General features: G+C 70.9%; 15 protein-coding genes and 1 pseudogene. 10 read left to right on the top strand and 6 right to left on the bottom strand.

What is annotated here, in order from left to right; all coding sequences use genetic code 11:
- Positions 1 to 306: 306 nt before the first annotated feature.
- The 3 genes and pseudogenes from OG509_RS38590 (at position 307) to OG509_RS38600 (ending at position 6,508) form a co-directional block, all read left to right on the top strand.
- A complete protein-coding gene (locus OG509_RS38590; protein WP_406187834.1) occupies positions 307 to 4,206 on the top strand; it encodes a helix-turn-helix domain-containing protein in 3,900 nt (1,299 codons plus the stop codon).
- A 38-nt stretch (positions 4,207 to 4,244) separates the two neighbouring features.
- Positions 4,245 to 4,438 (top strand): annotated as a pseudogene (locus tag OG509_RS38595) (maleylpyruvate isomerase N-terminal domain-containing protein); the annotation flags it as partial.
- Positions 4,439 to 4,897: 459 nt separating this feature from the next.
- Positions 4,898 to 6,508: an alpha/beta hydrolase gene (locus OG509_RS38600; RefSeq protein ID WP_406187223.1), complete on the top strand. Its 1,611-nt coding sequence runs from the start codon at positions 4,898 to 4,900 to the stop codon at positions 6,506 to 6,508.
- A gap of 333 nt (positions 6,509 to 6,841) precedes the next feature.
- Here the strand turns inward: OG509_RS38600 and OG509_RS38605 are convergent, their stop codons facing one another.
- Positions 6,842 to 7,030: a hypothetical protein gene (locus OG509_RS38605; RefSeq protein WP_406187224.1), complete on the bottom strand. Its 189-nt coding sequence runs from the start codon at positions 7,028 to 7,030 to the stop codon at positions 6,842 to 6,844.
- A gap of 130 nt (positions 7,031 to 7,160) precedes the next feature.
- Here OG509_RS38605 and OG509_RS38610 point away from each other — a divergent pair, with 130 nt between their 5' ends.
- The 4 genes from OG509_RS38610 to OG509_RS38625 all read left to right on the top strand — a co-directional run bounded on the left by OG509_RS38610 (position 7,161) and on the right by OG509_RS38625 (position 9,782).
- The gene (locus tag OG509_RS38610; RefSeq protein WP_406187225.1) at positions 7,161 to 7,901 is read left to right on the top strand and encodes a nucleotidyltransferase domain-containing protein; all 741 of its coding nucleotides are present in this window, start codon (positions 7,161 to 7,163) and stop codon (positions 7,899 to 7,901) included.
- A 655-nt stretch (positions 7,902 to 8,556) separates the two neighbouring features.
- On the top strand, positions 8,557 to 9,150 hold the full coding sequence (locus OG509_RS38615) for a DUF6461 domain-containing protein (protein ID WP_406187226.1): 594 nt from the start codon (positions 8,557 to 8,559) through the stop codon (positions 9,148 to 9,150).
- Positions 9,151 to 9,369 carry an FAD-dependent oxidoreductase gene (locus OG509_RS38620; RefSeq protein WP_406187227.1) on the top strand — a complete coding sequence of 73 codons (219 nt, stop codon included), beginning with the start codon at positions 9,151 to 9,153 and terminating at the stop codon, positions 9,367 to 9,369.
- Positions 9,366 to 9,782: an FAD-dependent oxidoreductase gene (locus OG509_RS38625; RefSeq protein ID WP_406187228.1), complete on the top strand. Its 417-nt coding sequence runs from the start codon at positions 9,366 to 9,368 to the stop codon at positions 9,780 to 9,782. The genes OG509_RS38620 and OG509_RS38625 overlap by 4 nt, the downstream gene beginning before the upstream one ends.
- Positions 9,783 to 9,887: 105 nt before the next feature.
- Here the strand turns inward: OG509_RS38625 and OG509_RS38630 are convergent, their stop codons facing one another.
- Positions 9,888 to 10,436: a potassium channel family protein gene (locus OG509_RS38630; protein ID WP_406187229.1), complete on the bottom strand. Its 549-nt coding sequence runs from the start codon at positions 10,434 to 10,436 to the stop codon at positions 9,888 to 9,890.
- Between the two features lie 319 nt (positions 10,437 to 10,755).
- Here OG509_RS38630 and OG509_RS38635 point away from each other — a divergent pair, with 319 nt between their 5' ends.
- Entirely contained in the window at positions 10,756 to 11,439 is a 684-nt protein-coding gene (locus OG509_RS38635; RefSeq protein ID WP_406187230.1) for a hypothetical protein, read from the top strand.
- A gap of 242 nt (positions 11,440 to 11,681) precedes the next feature.
- On the opposite strand, the gene OG509_RS38640 is transcribed toward OG509_RS38635, so the two are convergent.
- A complete protein-coding gene (locus tag OG509_RS38640; RefSeq protein ID WP_406187231.1) occupies positions 11,682 to 12,149 on the bottom strand; it encodes a hypothetical protein in 468 nt (155 codons plus the stop codon).
- A complete protein-coding gene (locus OG509_RS38645) occupies positions 12,131 to 12,898 on the bottom strand; it encodes a hypothetical protein (RefSeq protein ID WP_406187232.1) in 768 nt (255 codons plus the stop codon). The genes OG509_RS38640 and OG509_RS38645 overlap by 19 nt, the downstream gene beginning before the upstream one ends.
- A 63-nt stretch (positions 12,899 to 12,961) precedes the next feature.
- Between OG509_RS38645 and OG509_RS38650 the strand changes: the two genes are divergently transcribed.
- Both OG509_RS38650 and OG509_RS38655 read left to right on the top strand, forming a co-directional pair.
- Positions 12,962 to 13,726 carry a polysaccharide pyruvyl transferase family protein gene (locus OG509_RS38650; protein ID WP_406187233.1) on the top strand — a complete coding sequence of 255 codons (765 nt, stop codon included), beginning with the start codon at positions 12,962 to 12,964 and terminating at the stop codon, positions 13,724 to 13,726.
- Positions 13,723 to 14,541 (top strand): aspartyl/asparaginyl beta-hydroxylase domain-containing protein, encoded by an 819-nt coding sequence (locus OG509_RS38655; protein WP_406187234.1) that lies wholly within the window; start codon positions 13,723 to 13,725, stop codon positions 14,539 to 14,541. The genes OG509_RS38650 and OG509_RS38655 overlap by 4 nt, the downstream gene beginning before the upstream one ends.
- A 29-nt stretch (positions 14,542 to 14,570) precedes the next feature.
- Here OG509_RS38655 and OG509_RS38660 read toward each other — a convergent pair whose 3' ends face one another.
- Together OG509_RS38660 and OG509_RS38665 are read right to left on the bottom strand one after the other, a co-directional pair.
- Positions 14,571 to 16,778, bottom strand: coding sequence for a sulfotransferase (locus OG509_RS38660; protein ID WP_406187235.1), 2,208 nt, complete (start codon positions 16,776 to 16,778; stop codon positions 14,571 to 14,573).
- Positions 16,775 to 18,139, bottom strand: a complete 1,365-nt coding sequence (locus tag OG509_RS38665) for a 2OG-Fe(II) oxygenase (protein ID WP_406187236.1) — start codon at positions 18,137 to 18,139, stop codon at positions 16,775 to 16,777. Before OG509_RS38665 ends, OG509_RS38660 begins: the two co-directional genes overlap by 4 nt.
- Position 18,140 lies beyond the last annotated feature (1 nt).

Genomic DNA, 18,140 nt, shown 5'->3' on the forward strand with positions numbered 1-18,140 from the left:
CATGGGTTCTCCTTCTTGCGGTGGCGATGGGGTTCCGGCGGGATGTAGGTCGTGGCCGGGGCTGAAGCATCTGCCTCAGCCCCGTCCCTGCCTGGCCTCGTGCCACCAGCAGGACCTCTCCGGAGCGGCCCCCCGCCGCTCACATCACCGATGTTCAGCGGTTGCCGCATTGTTCAGCAGGGTCGTTGCGGGGGCCGAACAATGGCCGGGACGCGTTCTTTCCAGGGCAGTGAGGGGTGCCTAAGTTGGTCGCCGGGTCCAGGCAGCCGTGGGGGTGGGAGTGTGGCGGGACGTCGTGAGGTGCCGGTGGATCCCGGGGCCGGTCCGGTACAGCGGTTCGCGTCCGAGCTGCGCAAGTTGCGCACGGAGGCGGGAGGCATGACCTACCGCGTGCTGGCGCAGCGGGCGGGGTACTCGGTCACGACGCTCTCACAGGCGGCGGCAGGTGAGCTGTTGCCGACGCTTCCGGTGGTGCTGGCCTACGTAGCGGCGTGCGGAGGCGACCCCTCCGAGTGGGAGGACAAGTGGAAGGAGGCGGTGGAGAAGGCGGCCGCCTCGGCAACGGGGGACGCCGGCGAGGACGCGGATCCTCCGTACCGTGGTCTGGCACGGTTCGAGGCGCATGATGCCGACCGGTTCTTCGGTCGTACCGGGCTCACGGCCGATCTGGTCGACCTGATGCGCCGCCGCAGGTTCGCGGCCGTGTTCGGCCCGTCCGGCAGCGGCAAATCCTCCCTGCTGCGCGCTGGACTGGTCCCCGCTCTCCGGGCCTCCCGGGACCCGGCCCTACGTCCTTCCGCGATCCGGATCCTGACCCCGGGCGAGCGACCGGCACGGACCCGCGGTCCTCTTCTCGCCGCCGACACCGATGGTGGCGACATCTCCGGCAGCAGCGACGGCGCCGGGCAGGACACGTTGGTCATCGTCGACCAGTTCGAGGAGGTCTTCACCCTCTGCCGGGATCCGGCCGAGCGCGGCCGGTTCATCGACCTGCTTCTGGCTGCCCGGCATCCCGAGAGTCGATTACGGGTCCTCCTCGCCGTCCGCGCCGACTTCTACGGTCACTGCTCTGCCCATCCGGGGTTGGCCGCCGCGCTCCGCGATGCCCATCTGCTTGCCGGTCCGATGAGTCCGGCGGAGCTGCGCGACGCCATCATCAAACCCGCCTCCGCTGCCGGGCTGACCGTGGAGCGCGCGCTGACCGCCCGGCTCGTTCAGGAGATGTCGAGTGCCCCGGGCGGTCTCCCGCTGTTGTCGCACGTGCTGCTGGAAACCTGGCGGCGGCGCCGGGGAAAGACGCTGACTCTGGCGGGCTACGAGGCGGCCGACGGGCTGGAAGGGGCGATCGCGAAGACTGCCGAAGCGGCCTACGCCGGCTTCACCGAAGCACAGGCGGCCGCGGCCCGCCTGGTGCTGCTGCGTCTCGTGGCCCCCGGGGAGGGGACGCCCGACACCCGGCGGTCGGTCCGCCGTTCGGAGCTGGAGGCCTCCGACCTCGACGAGGAAGCCGCGCACGTGCTTGAGGTGCTCACCCGGACACGCCTGATCACCCTGGACGACGGCAGCGTCGAGCTGGCCCACGAAGCGGTGCTGACCGCGTGGCCGAGGCTGCGCGCGTGGATCGAAGAGGATCGCGAACGCCTGCGCGCACAGCGCAAGCTGACCGAGGCGGCGCGGGCCTGGCACGAGTTGGGCCGAGATCCCGGCGCCCTCTACCGTGGCAGCCTCCTGGAGACGGCTGTCGACCACTTCGGCTCCACAGGGACCGGGGGCAGGGGCGGGGGCGGTCTGACCGGCCCCGAACGAGCCTTCCTCACCGACAGCATCGCCCAACGTGACCGGGAGGCCCGGGCGGCTGCTCGTACGATCCGCCGCCTGCGACGGATGAAGGCCGGCGTGTCCGTCGTCGCGGCGCTCGCGCTCGTCGCGGGCCTGCTGGCGTGGCAGCAGAGCACATCCCAGGAGCGGGAGCGGCTACGGGCCGAGGCACGCCGTGTCGCGGCACTGGCCGTCAGCCTGCGCGGAAGCGATCCGATCGCCGCCCTGCAGCTCAGCATTGCCTCGTGGTCCTTGGCCGACCTTCCCGAGACCCGTTCGGCATTGATGAGCGCCGCGGCGCAGAAGGAGCAGGACGCCTTCACCGATCCCGACGCCGATCCCTCGGCCGTCCGGAACCTCGGCCAGGGAGGTCGCAGCCTGCTCAGCGTCGGCGCACGGCAGACCGTGCAGTGGGACGTACGCAGCCACCGGCAGACGGCGTCGTACCCGGGGCTCGGCGACCGCCTTGCCCAAGCGGCGGTGTCGAGCCCCGACGGGCGCACGGTGAGCCTGGTACGCGAGGACCGGCGGGTCGAACTCTGGGATACGGAGGCGGGCCGGGTCCGAGAGGGCCGCCAGTGGGACGGCGACGGGGTCGAGTGGAGTCCGAGCGGACGCATCCTGGTCCTGTACCGCATGACTGACGGCCCGGACATGGTGGTGGAGCTGCGGGACGTGGAGACCGGAGGGGTGCTGTGGGAGCAGCAGGCGGAGCGCCACCTGCCCCTGCCCGGACCCGGGGAGTCGTTCGAGATCCCGTCCTGGACGAACCGACGGCTGCGCCTGCAACGCAGGCTGCCCGGCTACCCCTTTCCCGACGTCCAGGTCAGCCCGGACGACGCCAAGGTGGCGCTCTGCCTGCCCGGGGCCGCTTTCCAGCTCTGGGACGTAGCCCGGCACCAGCTGCTGCCCACACCGTGGGCTCCCACCCCGACCGCGGACAACTGCGCCCAAGAGGACTTCCAGTTCACCTCTGACAGTCAGCAGCTCGTGCTGCGAGATCCTGCCGGCGTCCGGAGGTGGGACATCGCCTCCGGGACCGAACTGCCGAAGATCCTGCACGAGGGGTTGAGGGAACTCCGATTCAGCCCGGACGGACGTTTCATGGCGGCGAACGACACCGATGAGGTGATGCTCTGGAGGGTCGACGAGCCGGCCCTGCCGATCTTGCGCAATCCGGCCTCCGACGAGGTGGTCACCGACCTCGCGCTCGACATGGACGAGCGCCGGATCCGCTACTTCGCCGGCCGGTCCCAGACGGTGGTGCGGTCCCTGTCCCTGGACGGGGTGGTGGATGCCCCCTGGCAGAGCAGCGCGGCCGCGGCAGCCTCCTTCAGCCCGGACGGCGCCACGCTCGCCCTCGCCCACCGCGACACCCCCGACGGCGATATCCGCATCCGGTTGCACGACGGCCGCAGGGGCGTCGTACTGGCCGATCTGCCTCCTGCTCACTGCCCGGTTCACGCCGGGAGACCGAGCGCGCAACCATGCCCGGTCCACATGGCCTTCCACCCCGACGGAGGGGTCTTCGCCTACGGGGTCAGCGACCCCACAACGTCCATACCGCCGGAAGTAGTGTCCCTGTGGGACGTCGCCGCCCGTCGTGTGACCGATTCCCTGGACGTGACGCGCACCAACACCGCCCCGGCCGGGGCAGCGGCGGACGTCGTACCCTTCAACGCCGTCAACGCGATCGTCTTCCATCCGGACGGCAGGTCGTTGATCGCCTCCCGCATACCCGAGGGCGAAAGGATCGAATTCTGGAACGTGCGCGACCGGACGCTGGCACACGAGGTCCTGCGGGTCGGGGGCCAGGCCCTTGCGGTGAAACCCGGTGGACGGATCCTGGCTACCGACCACGGCCAGTTGCTCGACCTCCAGACCGGACAGGTCACACGACGGACCCTCACCCCGGATGCGACGACGGCTCTGGCCTTCAGTCCTGACGGCAAGTACCTCGCCGCCGGCGACGAAGCGGGCCAGGTCACCGTATGGGACAGCGCCGCCCGCCGATCGCTGGGCGGCCTGCCCCCGACCGCCGTCGGAGACGGCCGCGCCGCCCGCCGCGTCTCGGCGCTCGCCTTCTCCCCGGACGGGCGAACCCTGGCAGCAGCAGGGAAGGACGGCACACTGCGCCTGTGGGACACCGGCTCCGCCAGTGCCCTCGGCTCCTCCCTCCCCACAACGGGAGGTCCGGTGCTGTCCCTTGCCTTCAGCAGCGACGGCGCGCAGCTCTACGCGGCCGCGGAACACGTACCGCTGCAGACCTACGCCGTGGCCCCGGAACAGGTCGCCGCCCAGGTGTGCAGGCGCGCAGGAGCGCCCCTGCCCGCCGATACGTGGCGGGCCCTGGTCCATGGCGAGCCTGACCGGCGCGTCTGTCCTTGATCGGCCGGCCGGATGCGGCTGCCGCACGCGTGGCACGGACGCTGTTCGATCTGGTGCAGCACTGGGCGAGGGCCGCCGCTCCTGGGCCGCCACCGTCGCCGCAGGGCCTGCCGCCGCTCGCCCGGCCAAGTCCGCATCAGAGGGCGTACCGGCTGCGCCCCGGGAACGCGAGGCCCTGCTGGCCTGGTTGGCCGCCTCGACGCAGGCGCTGCTGGACGCGCTGCGGGAGGCCAGTGCGGGTGGAGTGGCTGCCGCCGGTCTTCTACCGCGTGTGGCGGGATGTGGGGGTGCGGGGTTTCGATGGGGCGGGCCCGATCGGCCGACGGCTCCTGCGCATACGCGACTCCTGACCATGCGGGCCTACCAGTCACAGGCCGGGATGGCGCCCCGCAATCGGCTGAACCCGGACAAGCGGTCAGCGCCGCCCCCTGTCCACAAGATCCCTTGTCGCTAGTTGTCGTCGGTTGTCCTCCCTAAGGGGGAGGGGACTACGAGTGGACGGGCGGGTCCGTCCCGGAAGCCCCGGCGGATACGCGGATCTTGGGGATGAGTCTCGGCCACGTGTCCGGGATTTCAGGTGGTACGTGCGGGGGACGGAAGGTCGTTCTTGGGAGGGTTCCGGTCTGACCCGCTCGTCCAACACAGTCGAGGCGCAAGCGATTTCACCCGACGAAGAAACGGGATCACGCGCATGAAACGTCTCGCACGACTGCTCGCCACCTCCGGAGTCCTCGCCGCCGCCCTTCCCGGGCTGGCGACGCCATCGGCCTCCGCCGCCCCGACCCCCGCGTACCTGCGACAGACGCCGGCCTGGCACCGCTGCAGCCCCGATCGGCCGGCGGCGTACGAGTGCGCCACCCTCAAGGTACCGCTCGACTACCAGCGTCCCGAAGGGCGCACCCTGAACCTCGCCATATCCCGGATGAAGAGCGAGAACCCCGCCAAGCGGCGTGGCGTCCTCCTCCTCAACCCCGGCGGCCCCGGAACCTCGGGGCTCTACCGGCCGATACGGACGAATGCCGAGATGCCCAAGGACGTCCGCGACCGCTACGACCTCGTCGGCTTCGACCCGCGCGGCGTCGGCGAGAGCAGCCCGATCGGCTGTGGTGATCTGAGCGAAGCGGAGGTGGGCGTCGGCGGGGCGTACCGGCCCGAGACCTTCGCCTCGGACGTGTCCTGGGCGCGCGGAATCGCCGACAAGTGCCGTGAGAAGTCGGGCGATGTGATTCCGTACATCACCACCCGCAACACGGCGCGCGACATGGACGTCATCCGCGCCGCACTAGGCGAGCGGACGGTCTCGTACCTGGGCTACTCGTACGGGACGTACCTCGGCGCGGTGTACTCCCAGATGTTCCCGGAGCGCACCGACCGGTTCGTCCTGGACAGCGGCGTGGACCCGGGGCGCGTCTGGCGCGGCATGATCCAGGCGTGGGGGACCGGAGCCGAGCCCGCCTTCGAGCGGTGGACGCGCTGGGCGGCGGAGCGCTCGGACACCTACGGGCTCGGCGCCACGCCCGAGGCGGTCTCGGCCACCTTCTGGGCGCTGGTGGCGCGGGCCGACCGGGACCCGATCATCCACTACGGGGAGAAGATGACGGGTGACGACATCAGGGCCGACCCGTCGCTCTTCTTCGATCCCCACGGTGCCTCGGCCGTCGTCAAGTCCATCAAGGCTTCGGCCGACAAGGCGCCCCAGCCGCCGGGTGGCACCGATCCGGGCGCGAGCGGGAAGGGCGCCGACAGGAAGGGGCCCGGCGCGCAGTCACCGCTCGGCGGCGTCCGGGCCGCCGGCCCGGGCGTCGACGCGGGAGGGACGTCGGAAGGTCCGGACGCCATTCCCGCCAGCAACGTCACCGCCGTGTACTGGGCCGTGGTGTGCGGGGACACGGACAGCTGGCCCCGCGATCCGGAGCAGTACGCGCGGGACGCGGCGCGGGACAAGGTGAAGCACCCGCTGTACGGGGACTTCGCGTCGAACATCAAACCGTGCGCCTTCTGGCAGCGGCCGCTGGAGCCCGCCACGCCCATGAAGACCCGGGCCGATGTCCTGACCGTGCAGAACGAGTGGGATCCGATGACCCCGCTCGGCACCGGCCAGGGGCTGCACCAGGCTCTCAAGGGGTCGCGGATGGTGCTGGCGCTGGGGGGTGAGGGGCATGGTGTGTATCTCTCCAACCCCACGGCCTGCGCCAACATACCCGTCAACGCGTACCTGTCGACGGGACGGCTGCCCGCGAAGGACGTGACCTGCCACAACCCGCCGCCCACCCCGGATCCGGAGGGTGCCGGAGCCCGCTGACGACAGGGCCCGGCCGCCCGGCCCCGCTGCAATCGGCTGAACCCGGTCAAGCGGTCAGCCGCGAACCCTGTCCACAAGATGCCCTCCACCCCGGAAACGTCGGTCCAGGTCTGAAGCCGCTCCCGGGCCTTGGCCAGGTCGGTGGTCATCGGGCACAGCGTCCAGGGGGCCGTCAAAGCATGGTCGGTAAACAGCTGCTCCAGGAGCGCGCCGCTCCTTGTACGGGCGGTTCAGCAGTTCCTGGCCGTCCAGTTGCAGGACGTCGAACGCGACGAAGTGGGCCGGCCACCGGACGGCCAGGGCTGGGGCGCCGCGGGCGCGGGCGGCGGCCCGTCACTGCAACGCCTCGAACGACAGCCGGCCCTCTTCGGTGTCCCAGACGACCAGTTCGCCATCGAGGACCAGGCCGTAGCGCAACTGCTGCTCGGCGGCCGCCACGAGGTCCGGGAACCGGTCCTGGACCAGCGAACCGCGCCGGGTCTGCACCAACACCCGCCCGCCCGGGCCGGCCGCAGTGAACACGAGCGCCGGGTGGCCGTCCAGCTTCTGTTATACGCTGGTGGACAGTCCGCCGCTTCGGCATCGAGTCGCTCGAACCGCGCCGTGCGGAACCCACTCGCCTCTGATCAAGGATCCTGGCACTCTGCCCCTCATGCATGCAGACCCCACCGACCAGGCGCGACGTCTCATCCGCAGCCGCTTTCCCGATGCGCTCTCCGTGGTCCTCGCAGGCTCCACGGCTACCGGACTCGCCACTGCCAGCAGTGATCTGGACATCGCGGTGCTCATCGACGACGGCGGCGTGACCTGCCGGGAAACGATCCGGTTCGAGGAACGTGTCGTTGAACTCTTCGTCCACACCCGTACCGGTCTCCTGGAGCTCTTTGCTGCGGACATCGCCGCACGGCGGGCGGTCCTTCAGCACATGTATGCCTCCGGTCTCGTTCTGGTCGATTCCAATGGCGAGGCCGGGCGCGCTCGCGCCCTGGCCGAAGCAGATCTTCGTGATGGTCCGCCTGCGCTGGAACCGGAGACCGTCGATACAAGACGCTATGGTCTGACGGACGCCCTGGACGACCTCACTGACGCGAGTGACCCCATCGAGCGTCTGGCCGTGGCCGGGTACGTGGTCAATGCCGCCGCCGATCTGCTCTGCGACCACCATCACGCGTGGATCGGCGGCGGGAAGTGGTTGCCCCGCCGCCTGTTGGAAGCCGACCCACAGCGCGGAGCGGCCCTCCTCGAAGGACACCACCGCTTGTGCGGGTCAGGCGACCCCGCAGCACTGATCAGCGCAGCGTTGAAGGTGCTCGACCTCGTCGGCGGCCCTCTCCGCGAGGGATACCGCAGGACCTGGCACGGCACCATCGACTCCTTTGCCGCGGCACGCTGACACAGAACGCCAGCGCCGCAGCCGACAACGGACAACTAGCAACCCCGCCCATGACTTCTGCTCGTACGCCATCCCGGCCCGCAGCGCGGCCGGGCCCGGCATCGACTCGGCGGCCTGCGCCAGCATCGGCTCGACCGGCGGCCTGAGCATCCTGGGCCTCCCTCGCGTGCCCCCTCCTTCCAGGGTTGGCCAGGCCAGCCCGAGGAGTCCCGGCGCCGCGGCCGCCACATCCACCATCCGAGGGGCCCGGCGGGGCGGATCAGACTGGGTGCCGGGGCCGGCTGCGGCACGGCGGCGGCATGCGCCGCTCGTCCCTGCCTCTGCTCCTCGCCGTCCTCCTCGCGGCTTTCCGGACGCGCGTCAGCCCGATGAACGTGGCGAACCACTGCCACGAGCCCTGGGCGAGCGCGAACGTCAGCAAGGCGGCCAGTCCGATGCCGATGGCCCCGGGAGCGGGAAGGCCGTCGCCGGCACACCTTGAGCGCGTGCCATCGATGACCCGTGACTGGTCCTTTCGTGACAGCGAAGGTTCATCGCCCTGGTGGGGCCAGGCGATCAATCCTCGTACGCGGCCCTGTCGGTACGGCCAACTAGGGTGATCGCTTCGGTGGGTGCGGATGGAACGACGGTCTGTGCCCGTGAGGGGGGAGGCGCCATGAGTGGCGGCATTCAGTGGCTTGTGGATCAGGACGACTGGCAGCACGGCGTGGTCTTCGCGCGCGGCATCAAGCCGGAGGAGCTCGGCATGCGGATGGGCGGCACACCGGGATCCGTCGTGTCCCCGATCACGGACACAGAGGCATGGAACATGGTTCTGGACCTTGCGACTGACGACGATGACGTTGTGCGGGTCGGTGCCTGCGGTGGCTGGTCCTTTGCCGTTGAATACGGGATGGGCAACGGGGGTGACATGCTGGTGGAGATCTCCCGGAACGGCGTGGAAGCCATCCACCTGGATCCTTCCCCGGACCATCCGCCGGCGATGTTCTCCTATGCCAGGGACGGTGCGGACGTCTGCAGTTTCGGAATCGGCGAAGAAGTCTGGCGATGGGGTGAGCAGCCGGACCTGCTACTGCCGGAGCTGATAGCGGCTGGTGTGCTGCACCCGGACGGCGAGTACGCACGACCGGACGGCGAGTCCTACCTCGACCGCGACCGCCACACACTGGCGCTCATAGAGACCCGATTCGGTCTGTTCCTCCCCCGCGACGAAGTCGTGAACCAGCGCCTGCCGGCCTTCCTCATCTGAGTGACAACCTCGGATCGAGGCTCAACAAGCGACACCCGCGAGCTGATCGACGGCATCGCCGGGCAGGCCACGCTCGCCGACATCCGCCTCAACTCACACGTCACGCGAGTCGTCCAGAGCGACGGCGAGGTACCCGTCGAGCTCGCAGGCGGCGACACGATCACCGCACCCACAGCCGTGATCGCACTGCCCATGAACGTCCTGAACTCGGGAACGTGAGTGTCCTCGCCCCCGAGTCCTATGCTGTCAACTGGGTGGTCACCTACGCCCACGGCGCGGAAGGGACCTGGGTGATCGCGTTCTCCAGCAACCCGGACCGCCTGCCCATGACCGCCTTCGACGACACCGCAGGCATGCAGGAAGCACTACAGCCCCTGCTGCCCGGCGTCGAGGTCGAATCCATGGTCGGATGGGACTGGTCCAACGACCCGCTCTCCCTGGGCACCTGGTGCATCTACCGGCCCGGACAGCTCGCAAGCATCCTGCCCGACCTGCGCACCACCGAAGGGCGGCTGTTCTTCGCGGGCGCCGACTCCGCGATCGGATGGCGCTCCTTCATCGACGGGGCGATCCAGAGCGGCTACCACGCCGCCCGCCACATCGACGACTACCTCACCACGGGCAGCCGGTAGACCAGACCGGCGGCACCGTTCGGAGAGGCCAACGGCATATCGGACAACTGCTTCCCTACCCCGCTCAGGCCTGAGGCCGCAGGCCTGAGCCCATTCGCCTCGCGGTCACCGGGGTGCCGGCGTGCTGTCGCTGTCGTGGGGGCCGTGGCGTTGCCGGCCTCGCTGGACCGCGTTGGCCAGGAGCCGAGCGGCGACACCGAGCAGAAGGAGATTCAGCGTGATCTGTCCCGTGGTCAGCAGCCGGGCGGTCTCGCTGCGCGCGGTGATGTCCCCGAACCCGACCGTGCTGAACACGGTCATCGCGAAGTACAGCGCGTCCGTACGGGAGAGGGGTTCGCTGAAGCTTCCAGGCGCGCTGTGCTCCATCAGGAAGCAGGATGTGGCATACAGCAGGACGAACATTGGCACGGTGATCGCCACCGCCTCCATGGCCTTCAACCCGGGCCGCGGAGACAGCGTGATCTGGTAGATCTGCCAGGCAAGGAGCCCCACCAAAGCCGCGATACCACCGACGAGCGCGAGGACGGTGGTGGCCGTGAAGGCCGAATCCATGGGAAGCAGGTAGTAGGCGCTCACGAGGAGTGCCGTCGTTACCAGCGAACGCACTGAGGCGAGCAGTACCTGCCGACGGTGAAGACCCGAGTTCCCGTTCACTCCACCCCCACCGCAGTGCATGCCCTGACCTACCCCCAACCTGCCCGGTGGCCGGGGTGCTGCGCGGCAGGCGCACCAGGAGATCACCGGCATGGCCGCTCGCGCGTCCGCGATGACTGCCGCAACAACGGCTCACGCCTTGCCGGCCCCTGCCTCCTGAGGGGGGATCACACCCAGGAGCGCCTCGGGGGCGGAGCCACAAGGGTGGTCGGGAGCGGGACCCGCGAGGGCGCACGGCGCCGCCAACCAGGTCCGGGGCGATCAGCGTTCGAGCATGAGAACAGCACGTACGGCCGCATACCCTTGCGAGGAGTGGGTGATGACCGATTCCGGCTCCGGCCACGAACCCGCCTCGTCCAGCGGGTGGGACGTCCGCCTGTACCGGCGGTGGATCGGCTACAACACGCTCGCGTTCATCACCGTTCTGACCGTCGGGTTTCTGCTGGTCCTGCTGGGCAACGACGTCCTCCACATGAACCTGGCCAGCCACAACGTGATCCTCGCGCTCCTGATCGCGACCCTGGGAGCCGCACTGTTCGGCGGAGTCCTCGGAGCACTGCAATGGCTGGTCGTCAAGGAACGGGTCCCCGTCCCCCGCAAGGTGTGGATCACTTCCAACGTCGGTCCGGCACTGCTCGCATGGCTGCTGGTGATCATGCCCGCCGTGATCAGCGCGCAGGATTCCCACGAGACGGTCTCGACCGCCTACCTGCTGGCGGCCAGCCAGAGCCTGGCCCTCGGGCCGCTGCTCGGCCTGTCGCAGTCTCTGGTCCTCCGCAAGGTCACCACACGCTGGAAATGGTGGATCGGAGCCAACCTCGCCTCCTGGCTCATCGTCGACGCCGTCATCTACCTCCTCTCCCGATGGACCGACGACCTCAACGTCCTCACCGGCGACGGATCTCTCATCGAGGTCTACCTGACCCTGATCGCCACCACACCCCTCACTGGCAGAGCCCTCCTCTGGGTACTCGCCCCCACAGCCCTGACCACCCCCCGTTGAAGCCGGATCACGCACAAGAGAGCCGCCACCCCTTCACGGGCGGCAGCCCTCGCTCCTGCTGCGCCTGGCCTCCGGCGCGGGGTGGACTCCACCTCCGGGCCGCCGCGAAGGAGGTGCAGTCAACACGCCGGCGCGAGCATGGTCCGGTTCGGCTGGGCGCCCAGGTGACGGGCTGGGGTCTGACAGGGGTTTCGGGCACTGCCTCCCCGGCGGCGGCTGGGGAGACTGACGCTGGTGGGGGGTCAGGCGTACGCGTACGAGCTCGACGAGTACTCGGAGTACGAGCCGTTCATCTTCAGGCGCGGGACGTCGTGGCCGCACTGGGCGCAGGCCACCGGGCGGCCGCCGTCGCGGCCGCGGATGGTGATCCATTCGCCGTTCTTGCCCGTCAGTACGTCGCGCAGGGCTTCCTTCGCGTGCATGCCCAGGTCCACCGCGGTCTTCGCGAAGTCGAGGAAGGTGATGCGACGCCCGCAGGAGGAGCACGTGGCGTCGAACACCTTGAAGGGGCCCTTGAGCGAGCCCGGCGAGGTGTCGAGGTAGTCGGCCAGTTCCTGGATCTCCGACGCGCCCAGCAGCCGCATGTGAGGTGGCTCGGTCAGAGGGAGGGCGGCGATCACCCCCTGCGGGACCTGGTAGGTGCGCGTCGTGTCCGGCCTGTTCTTGACGTATTCGAGCACCTCGTCGAGCGTCAGCTGTGCCTGTTCCACTTCGGGTACCTCTCTCCGGTGTCGTGAGATGGCGCGGCTGCCACGCTTCCAGCCGTGGTCGGGGTCCACCACTCCGTTACGCCGACCGGCCCGGTGACCACCCGGTCCAGCTCCTCGCGCAGGCGCGTGCCGATGCCCGCCCTGCTCCAGTACCAGCGGCACAGCTCCGGCGCCGCGCCGGAGCTCGCGTCGTACCAGGTGAACGACGCCCTGTGAGCCGCGTGGGCGTGCGCGCCGAGCGCGTTGAACTCGGAGAACCCGCGCGGCGGGCGGCCCGCCACGTACCGGTCGAGCGGGATCCCGTGGCGGTCCGCGCACAGGGCGCGCAGCTCCCCGTACAGCGCGCGCGGATAGGTGAAGGGCGGGTGCTGCATGAAGTCGAAGAACACCTGGTGGCCGAGGAAGTCCTGCGTCGGTGCGAGCCAGGGCCGGTGCCGGCCGAGTTCGGTGACGGGGCGGCGGACGATCCACGGACGCCCGTCCACGAGGAGGTCGGCGGGGGTGACGGGGCGGAAGAAGACCATATCGGAGTCGACGTGGCAGATGAGGTCGGCATCGGTGAGCTGGTCCGCGTACAGCTTGCTGACCTGCTGGCCCAGGTAGTCGTCGCGGTGGTCCGGGCCCACCTCCAGGCGGACCCCGTCGCCGACGGACCGGCGCACGGCGGCCGCCCCGGTCCGCGGGGTGACGACGACCACCTCCGAGAAGCCCCGGCACCACGTCCGAATGGCGGCCAGCGCGTAGCGCAACCAGGCGACGTCACCGTGGTAGGTGCGGATGAACAGCGCGGTCCGCTCACTACAATGGAAGCCGTGGTCGAGGCTGTGCCCGCCTTCTGGTGCCGGGCTCCCAGTCAGGGCAATGTCGGCGACAGGCTCACTCCCTGGCTGGTCCGGCGGATCTGCGGCGCCCCGGCCCGGTGGGTCGCGCCGCACGCGCCGGGGCGCAAGCACTTCGTCACCGGCAGCGTGGTCTCCCTCGCGGGACCGGGCGCCGTCGTCTGGGGAGCCGGGGTGATGTGCGCCGGTGAGGACATCGACCCGCGGGCCGATCTGGTCGCCGTACGCGGCCCCCTCACCCGGGAGGCGGCCCTGCGCTCCGGGGCGGCCTGTCCGCCGGTCTACGGTGACCCCGCCCTGCTGGTCCCCCGTTTCCTGCCCCGTGGTGGCCGGGGTACCGGGCGGCGTCCCGCCGTCGTGCCGCACTTCGCCGACAAGGCTGGTGCGCGGCTCGGCACTCCGGCCGGCTGGCGGCTCGTCGACGTGCAGCGGCCGGTCGAGGAGGTCGTCGAGCAGCTCGTACGGGCGCCTCTGATCGCCTCGTCGAGCCTGCACGGGATCATCCTCGGCCACGCCTACGGGATCCCCGCCGTCTGGATCCGCTACCGGGACCTGCCCAGCGGTGACGGGAGCAAGTTCCACGACTATTTCCTTTCGGTCGGGGTGCCGGTCCCGCCGCCCGTGTCCGTCGGCCGGACAGGCGCGGGGCTGGATTCGGCGGCGCTCGCCGAATTCGCGACGCTTCCGGCGCGACTTCCGGACCTCGACCTGCTCCTGGAGAGGTGCCCGTTCCGTTGACAGCACACGAAGACGATGTGGGCCAGGGCCTGCGCCAGATCCTCCACGGCATCCGGGACGCCAACTACCACCGCCCCGGCATCCGTTGCCTGCGGCTGCTGGAGGCCGGACCCGACACCGCCGCGAGCCTGGCCGCCGAGGTGGCGCTGCTGCGTTCGCGGCAGCGCCCTTCGTTGGCCGGCGCCCCCGGCCATGTGACGGCGTGGACCGGTCCCCGCGGCCGGGTCGAGCAGTTCAGCCTGCTCAACGCCTCCGGCCGCTGCGACGACTTCTCCCGCGACCACGACCTGTCCTGCTTCGGCAAGCGCTTCCACCACGGCGCGCACCACCCCGCCCTGGCCGCGCTGATCGGGTCCCTGCCGCACCTGGTCAACTTCCGGGTCAACGTGCTGGGGCCGGGTGCTTCGCTGTCCCCGCACGAAGAGCACAGCGTCGTACGGGCGCGGTCGGGCACGGTGGGTATCCGGGCACGCTTTCACCTGCCCTTGACCACCCATCCCAAGGCGACGCTGACGCTGGACGGGGACGTGCACCACTTGGTGGCCGGATCGGTGTACCTCGTCAACCACGGCTGCGTGCACGCCGCCGAGAACGGCGGGCCCGCCGAACGTGTCCATCTGGTCTGGGACATGCTGCTGACGGCGGATGCGGCGGCTGCCGTGTTCGGGCCAGGCCCGGCGCCGGCGGGCCTGACCCGGACCCGCCGGCGCACCCAGCCGCCCGTCGGACGCCGCACGGTCACCGGGTGGGAGCGCATCGCGCCGCAGGTCCGGGAAGCCGAGGCTCGGAGCATCGGCCTGCTCGGGGTGCAGTAGCAGTAGCAGTAGCCGTAGCAGGAGGCGTTTCAGTACAGGGTCCTGCGGAACTCGGCGGGAACGTAGTGGAAAAGCAGCGAGGTGTGCGTGCTCCCGTCGGGCAACGGCGGGCGCCCGTGCGGCACCGTGGTCCCCCTGAAGAGGACGGCCTGACCGGGCCGCTGGACGAGGCTGACCTCGCCCTGCGGGGTTCCCAGGTGCAGCGGCCAACCGCCCTCGATGCCCGGGCCCGACTCCCCGAGCAGCAGGGACACGGTGTACTCGCACTGCTCCCGGTCCACGTGGCGACCCAGGACCGCGCCGCCGCGGTACGCCGAGACGTAGGAGTACGAGGGGCGTACCGGCCGGCCCGCGATCCGTCCCACCAGGGCGCGGAACTGGTGGTGGAAGAAGCGGGACAGGGATTCGTTGTACCAGCCGTAGCGGCCGGCGACCTGGGCGTCCCCCAGCGGCCACGAGCCGGTGGCGATGAGCCGCTCGTAGTAGTCGAGCAGGGCCAAGCGGTGCCGGGGGTGGACCATACGGTCGATCCGGCACACGGCGTTGCGCTCGAAGTCCGCGGCGGCCGCGGCCCGGGCGGTGTCGGCCCTGGTCGCGTCCCGGGCGCGCAGATCGGCCGACCCGAGCGCCCCGGCCCGGGCGAGGGCGGCGCGCAGCCGCGCGGGGAGCGCCGGTGAAAGGGGCCCTCCCGGGACCAGGGTACGCAGCGCCCAGAAGTCTTCGAGGAAGACCCAGAACGGGGTGAGCGCGCCGGTTGACGGGTCGTCGGTCCACAGGATCGGCCGGTCGGGCAGGAACCGGTCCCTGAACCGGGCCCGGCCCGCGAGGCCCAAGGGGATGGTGACCCCGTCCTGGAGGACCACGGCCGGGTCGAGGAACAGGTGTTCCGGCTCGGGGCCGGGCGTCGGGGCCGAGGCGTCGTCCACGGAGCCGGCGACCGGGAAGCCGTAATCCGCGGCGCCGTCGTCGAGCCAGCACACGTAGGAAGGGCGCCGGGGCAGGCCGCGGAGGGTTCGGGGCATGGGCGGGGTACGTCCGTTCGTCAGACGCCGGCAAGTGGACGCAATGGTGTCGAGGGCCGACGGGTCGAAGCCGGGTGTACTGCGCCACTTGCCGGGGCGCGGAGGCGTGATCGTCGTCGCGGAGAGCGGGAGGTCCCGGCCGGGCGGACCGGCGGGCAGCCCGAGTTCACGCTCCAGCCACCGGATCGTCCGGGCCGGAGCCGCGCTCAGCTCGGCGTAGTCGAGATCCACCCAGCGGATGTCGGGCGGCCCGGCGGCACGGCTGTCCAGTACCGCTTCCGTGGCGGCCGCCCACTGGCGGGACGCGATCCGGGACAGATCGTCGCCGAGCCCTCGCCGCCAGCCCGGCGGCAGCAGCAGGTGCCAGGCCCGCCGGGGCCAGCCGGGCAGGTCCGGGATGTTGACGAACCCCGGATGGGTCCAGGCCCGCACCATGCTGGCCACGGTGTCGCGCGGGTCGCGGTGCAGGTGTACGACGGTGGCGTCCGGGAACAGCCGCAGCAGGAAGGGCAGCCGCAGGCAGTTCTCCGGGGTCTTCTCCAGCAGCCTCGGCGGCGGATCCTGGGGGCCGCCGCGGTCCGGCCGGTTCCGGCCCCGCGCATCGCGCAGCCCGGCTAGGAAGCCCGCGCGTACGGCCCCGCCGTGCAGGTCGGCGTGCGCGGCGTCCAGGGCGTGCGAGGCGTACCCGCCGGCCGCCGGATGGAGCCCCGGTACGCCTTCGATGACGCCCTCGCTCTCCCCGCCGACCGTCCACAGGCCGGGGTGCCGGGCGAGGGCTTCGTACAGAGCCGTGCTGCCCGAGCGCGGCGGCGCGACGATGATTACGGGCGCGGTGACCGTGGTCGGCGCCGCCGCCGCGGAGACCGGCCGTACGGCACCGGTGACGGGCGGGCCCAGACGGCAGAGTGCCGGGTCGTGCGCGGCCCGGAACGCCGCTGCCGCAGGCTCGGATGCGAAGAGGTACCGGGCGCGTACGCCGCCTGCGTCGGGCCGCACTGCGCGCGCGAGGAGTCCCGTGACCCGGGGGAAGAGGGCGTGGTGCAGGGCGCGGGCTTCGGGGCGTGCCCGGCCGGAGGGGAGCGCCACGCGGGCGACCACGGCCCAGGCGAGGGCGTCGGCACCGGCCTCGGCCCGCCCGGCCTGGTCTTGGGCCCGGGTCCGTGTCGCGGCCCGCGCCGCCCCCGCCCGGGTGGCGCCGGTCTCCCGGTCGCTCACTGCCGGTGGATCCAGCCCGTGACGCTGAAGCGGCCGTCCGCGAACGCCTTGCTCGGCACTCGGATCGGGAGTACCTCGTGGTCGTGCCTGCTCGGGAAGAACATGGCGAGGTTGGCGCGCGGCACGATCGTCTGGCTGCGGTCCGTGGCGACCACCCTCCCGTCCTCCGGGACCGTCTCGAACACCCGCAGCTCCCCGCCCGAGAACCTGCGGGGCTCTCCGGAGAAGAAGTACACGAAGGTCAGCTCGCGGGTGTCCCCGTCGTCGCTGTCGCGGTGCATTCCGAAGTAGTCCCGGTCGCCGTTGGCGGTCACCTGGAGTTCGATGCGGCCCAGCGGGAATGCCGGAAGGTTCAGCCGGCCGCTGATCTGCTGGACGTGTTCCTTGATGCGCTCCGTGAACAGGGCTTCGTAGGGGCCCAGTTCGTCGAGGACCAGACTGCGGCGCACCCGTTCGTCCACCACCGCCGAACCGCCGGACCCGGACATCCGCACCGTGGCGGGCTTGAAGTCGGGTTCCCGGTCCAGCACGTACGCGCGGAACTCGTCGTGTTCCGATGCGCTGAGGAACTCCCGTACGCCCTGGGCCACCTCGGCGACCGGATCCCGTTCGTAGCGGCCGGTGCCCGTCGGCACGCCGGCGGGCTTGCTGTAGTGGCCGCCGCGGACCAGCCGGGCGATCTCGGACGGGACGGAGGTCCGGTCAACCACCCATTCCGCACGCGAGCCCAGGTAGACCGTGTTGTGGAAGGCGGCGTTGAGCGCGAACACCTCGTCGTCCAGGGCGCCCGCAAGTACGTCGACCGTGTCGGCCTCGGCCAGGCCCAGCCGGTTCAGCAGCTCACCGGCCGGGGCGCGGTACGTGAGGTAGCGCGCGGCCTCGGTGAGGAAGGCGTCCTCCGTCCGCTCGAAGCCGACGCGGCGCAGCGTCAGGTCCGCCAGCCGTGATTCCTCGGCGACGAGGTAGTGCACCTCGGCGTTCGGGTCGACGGCCAGCGTCTCCAGGGCTTCCTTGTACACGGCGGCGCACAGTCCTACGTTCGTCAGGTCCTCGTCGGCGACGTGCACGGGGCTCACGCCCCAGCATCCGTCGCCGACCAGGTGGGTCTGCACGAAGGCGACGATGTTGCGGGCGCCCAGCCCCCACGGTGGCCAAGGCCGGTCCCGGACAGCGGCGAAGACCTGCGAATCGCCTTCGCAGAACAGGGGCAGGACGACCTCGTCCATCAGGTGGGGTGCGCCGACCCTCCGGAAGAACGTGTACAGGGCCGCCTTGGCGGTCTCGCTCAGCTCGTCGAAGATCTCGATCCGCGTGCCGCCGTTGCCATCCGTGTAGAAGTCGCGTCTGATGGTCGGGATCATG

The organism is Streptomyces sp. NBC_01006, assembly GCF_045162725.1.
Classification (GTDB): Bacteria; Actinomycetota; Actinomycetes; order Streptomycetales; family Streptomycetaceae; genus Streptomyces.

Bases quoted from the DNA above. Each gene is read 5' to 3' on its own strand.
- OG509_RS38610 (WP_406187225.1), top strand. From the start codon at position 7,161: ATGCATGCAGACCCCACCGACCAGGCGCGACGTCTCATCCGCAGCCGC.
- OG509_RS38665 (WP_406187236.1), bottom strand. From the start codon at position 18,139: ATGATCCCGACCATCAGACGCGACTTCTACACGGATGGCAACGGCGGC.
- OG509_RS38615 (WP_406187226.1), top strand. From the start codon at position 8,557: ATGAGTGGCGGCATTCAGTGGCTTGTGGATCAGGACGACTGGCAGCAC.
- OG509_RS38635 (WP_406187230.1), top strand. From the start codon at position 10,756: ATGACCGATTCCGGCTCCGGCCACGAACCCGCCTCGTCCAGCGGGTGG.
- OG509_RS38600 (WP_406187223.1), top strand. From the start codon at position 4,898: ATGAAACGTCTCGCACGACTGCTCGCCACCTCCGGAGTCCTCGCCGCC.